Consider the following 4,170-nt stretch of genomic DNA (forward strand, 5'->3'; position numbering starts at 1 on the left):
ATCTTCGCAGATTGAAAAATAGGGGTCAATATCGAAATGATGAAAAAAGCTATGCCTGTACAACAGAAATCCAATCCTAAAATTTATTTAGGACAGATGTGAAATCCTATATTAAAATTTGATAAAAACATAAATTGATACTCATTTGCATCAACAATAATTTTATAATCCTAAACTTCCTAATACAACATTTCTCAAAACCTATTTTTCTTTCAACACAGGTTAGAACAAAAAAAGCTACAAAAGTTAATGACCGTTTAGACTTATGAGAAAAACTTCACTAACACATTAATTATAAAGATACCCCAACATGATGCTGCAAGATTTACAGATGGAAAACAGGAATGTCGGACAGCCATGACCGATACTTAGACTAAACAATACCAACATATTTTTGATTCCTTCGTAAATTTGATAAATACAGTCTAATTGGATATTCCTTTCAAAGGCTAACAATAAGGATGTCTTGCTTTATTACAAAACATCCTAGATGATCATTTTATTGTATAAAAAAGCTAAGACCCTACTAAACATGATGTTTTATAGAATACTGTTTCCAATAACATTCAAATTTTATTTAAAATTTCATCCGCTGGATCCTTATAGCATTCAATATCGCAATTAGCGAAACCCCTACGTCAGCAAATACGGCTTCCCACATAGTAGCAAGACCTCCAGCCCCAAGAATAAGAACTATGCCTTTCACCACAAACGCTAGTATGATATTCTGCCAAACAATTTTTTTTGTTTTCTTGCCAATATTAATGGCTATCGGGATTTTAGAAGGCTTGTCATCCTGAATAACAACATCTGCTGTCTCAATTGTCGCATCGCTTCCAAGTCCTCCCATAGCAATTCCCACATCACTTAAAGCAACTACCGGAGCGTCATTTACCCCGTCTCCTACGAAGGCAACAGTTTCATTTTTTGCCTTCATCTCTTTTACTTTGTTTACTTTGTCTTCAGGCAAGAGATCTCCAAAAGCCTTGTCGATCCCCAGCTTATCTGCAACAAATCTAACAACAGTTGTCTTATCTCCGCTCAACATCGTCGCTTTTACATTGAGCTTATGAAGCATATCAATAGTCTTTTGGGAATCTTCCTTTATGCTATCGGCAATGGTAATGTAGCCCACAAATTTACTGTCTTTAGCCACCGCAATAGTTGTGTAGACAATTGATAATGGATCTAGATCATATTTAATATTGAATCTGTCCATCAGTTTAAAATTGCCGACCAGTAATTCTTTTCCGTCAATCTGCGCTTTCAAACCATGACCGGGAATCTCTTCAGTGTTTTCCAATTTTATGGAACTATCAACATCTCCTACATATTCGTGTATGGCCGTTGCTACAGGATGCGTGCTAAGACTTTCGATGGCATTTACGAGTTTTAGAATTTCAGCTTTATCGAAATCGGAATTAAAAACTACTTCTTGCACTTTAAAAACACCTTCGGTCATTGTACCAGTTTTATCCATTACTACATTCTTTATGGCAGCCATAGTATCAAGGAAATTACTGCCTTTGAATAAAATACCATTACGACTGGCAGCTCCAATACCTCCAAAATATCCCAATGGAATAGAAATTACCAATGCACAAGGACATGAAATTACCAAGAAGACTAAAGCTCTGTAAAGCCAGTCATTGAATACGTAGTTCTCTAAAAAGAAATAAGGTAGCAAACATATTCCGATTGCAAGAAAAACAACGATTGGGGTGTAGACTTTGGCAAACTTCCTTATAAAAAGTTCTGTAGGTGCTTTCTGGGATGTTGCATTTTGGACCAATTCCAAAATCTTACTTAGCTTGCTGTCCGTATAAGCGGTAGTCACCTTAACCTGAGCAACGGTATTTAGGTTGATCATGCCGGCAAGCACCGATTCCCCCTTGTTTTTGGTATCCGGTTTACTTTCACCTGTCAGTGCGGCAGTATTAAAAGAAGCACTATCCGTGAGCAGTTCTCCATCAAGGCCCAGTTTCTCCCCAGGTTTTAATTGGATAACCATACCTATCTGTGCCTCCTCGGCTTTAATAACTCTGGTCTGATTCTCCTCAACAATTCTCACTTCGTCCGGCCGCTGGTCCAGCAGGGCTTTTATGTTACGCTGTGCTCTTGAAACCGCCAACGTCTGAAATACTTCGCCTACAGCATAAAAAAGCATAACGGCCACCCCTTCGGGATATTCCCCGATAAAAAACGCGCCTATGGTTGCAATGCTCATCAAAAAGAATTCTGAGAAGACCTCTCCCTTGGCTATACTCTTAAAAGCATCTTGAATTACCGGAAGGCCTACGATTCCATAAGCTACCAGATACCAAACAAATCTGACTGTTCCTTTAAACCATTCCTGAGGCAGCCAGTTATCCAATGATATTGCAATAAGTAAAAGTAAAAGAGAAAGAATAGATGGTAGAAACATTTTAAATGGACTTCCGGTGGCATTACTGTGGTCATGACCGTCATCATCACTATGGCCATGATCGTGTCCGTCATTTTTGTAATGTTCCTCTTTTACCAATTCTCTTGCTCCGGCTTTAGAATAGACCTTTTCCGTCTGCGTACAACAGATCTGCTTGCCTTGCGCGTCATATTGATGTTTGTGATCCATAATATTTATTTTAAAAGGTTTTTTAATATTTTATCCATAAAGAATTGTTTCGAGACCTTATTTGCTTCACTTAGTACAACATCTATTGAAGGAATTGATTTCTCCAAATATTTCTCAGCCCTAATTATTGCATCACTTTGTTTTTTGATTTTCTCTGTTTCTTTCAAAGCGTCCGCCAGGGCAAGTAAGCTGAGTCCATGATCCTTCAGTATTCCCAACTGTTCGATCATCCAGCTAACTGCGTAAAAACCAAACTTGGATAGCGCCAGAGGATGGGTCTGCTTTTCTTCAACAGGTGGGAGTCGATTAAAGGGTGACTCAAGTATAGTATCAGTAAGGTAGTTTCTCAACTCCGACTTTTCATGTTCAATATCTACTAGTTCGACACATCCCTGTAATGATTGTGCATAAATACTTAACCAGCGTAATTTCCGACGAAACTCATGAATATCTGACTCCACGTTTCTGAAAACATATTTTCCATTCTGGGAAAAATCCATTATCTTTTCTATTTCTGAACGATAGAATTTAACAAGACGTCTGTGCTGCTCGTCTTTTGCCTTCCATTGGGTTTTGTCAATGTCACTGATGATTTTTTTTAATTGTTTACCATTCAACCAGTTTTTACGTTTGAGTAATTTATTAAGTTTCCTCACGACTTTTTCTAATTGTGCATCAAAATAAATCCCCACATCTTCTGGAATGCATTTGTCTTTGGTATACAATTTAGCAAAAGTGGTAAAATAGTCTATGCTCCCAAGCATGTCCTCCAATTGTTTAAATTTGTCCCGCATTCTTCTAAACTGTTTTGTTCTTGGACCAGTAACACTATATATCCTGGCCAATGCCTCCAATTGGAACAAAGGTGTTCTTAATCCATTCTCAAAAAGATACCGCCCGGGATTGTTCTCTTTCTTCGCCCCTTCAAACAAATCTGCGAGTTTTTGAAAATGCAGATCGAACTGATTATTATTCTGTTTCATGGCCGCTATTTTTATTGTCGGATAATTTTCTCAGAAATCGCTTGTACCACTCAAATTGATTTATTACGAAAATCAATAGGGTAATAACTGTTGCAGAAATTGCAAGAACAAACATGTTGAGTGCGATAGCTATTCCAACCGCAGCAATTGTCCAGAGGCCGGCTGCTGTGGTCAGTCCTATTGGCATACTTTTCTCAGTACGAAATCCTATACCGGCTCCTATAAACCCTAGGCCAGTTGCAATCGCCGCCAGCATTCTTGCCGTTGCAGACCTGTCTTCAGTCAAGTGGGCTGCAACAGATACAAAGAGACAAGAGGCAACACAGATACAGGCAAATGTCCTTATACCCATATTCTGCTGTTCTTTTTCCCGTTCTATACCGACGATGCTTCCTAAAACGAGAGCGAGTACCAATTTAGCAGAAAGCAAAAGTTCAAAATTCATATCCATAGAGTCTTTAGATTTTATTATTTACAGATCACTTGCGTCCTAAACGTTTAAAAAGTGGCGGTGTTTGGATATAGCAAAGTTGCTATATTTAAATTGCAAAATTATAACACACCGCCATGATA

Annotated in this window: 3 protein-coding genes; all 3 read right to left on the reverse strand. The window is 38.2% G+C overall.

Translation table 11 applies throughout. The features are described 5' to 3' along the window. Positions 1 to 577 precede the first annotated feature (577 nt). The 3 genes from L1283_RS28215 to L1283_RS28225 are packed head-to-tail and all read right to left on the reverse strand — an operon-like array spanning position 578 to position 4,042. Complete coding sequence (locus tag L1283_RS28215) at positions 578 to 2,614, reverse strand: heavy metal translocating P-type ATPase (RefSeq protein WP_088160817.1); 2,037 nt, start codon at positions 2,612 to 2,614, stop codon at positions 578 to 580. Between the two features lie 5 nt (positions 2,615 to 2,619). Further along, positions 2,620 to 3,597, reverse strand: a complete 978-nt coding sequence (locus L1283_RS28220) for a hypothetical protein (protein ID WP_286851429.1) — start codon at positions 3,595 to 3,597, stop codon at positions 2,620 to 2,622. Then, a complete protein-coding gene (locus L1283_RS28225) occupies positions 3,584 to 4,042 on the reverse strand; it encodes an MgtC/SapB family protein (protein WP_198386059.1) in 459 nt (152 codons plus the stop codon). The genes L1283_RS28220 and L1283_RS28225 overlap by 14 nt, the downstream gene beginning before the upstream one ends. Between the last annotated feature and the right edge of the window lie 128 nt (positions 4,043 to 4,170).

The organism is Sphingobacterium sp. HSC-15S19 (assembly GCF_050433745.1).
GTDB classification, from domain to species: domain Bacteria; phylum Bacteroidota; class Bacteroidia; order Sphingobacteriales; family Sphingobacteriaceae; genus Sphingobacterium; species Sphingobacterium siyangense.

Excerpts from the sequence above, each read along its gene's own strand:
- L1283_RS28215 (WP_088160817.1), bottom strand. The coding sequence starts at position 2,614 with ATGGATCACAAACATCAATATGACGCGCAAGGCAAGCAGATCTGTTGT.
- L1283_RS28220 (WP_286851429.1), bottom strand. The coding sequence starts at position 3,597 with ATGAAACAGAATAATAATCAGTTCGATCTGCATTTTCAAAAACTCGCA.
- L1283_RS28225 (WP_198386059.1), bottom strand. The coding sequence starts at position 4,042 with ATGAATTTTGAACTTTTGCTTTCTGCTAAATTGGTACTCGCTCTCGTT.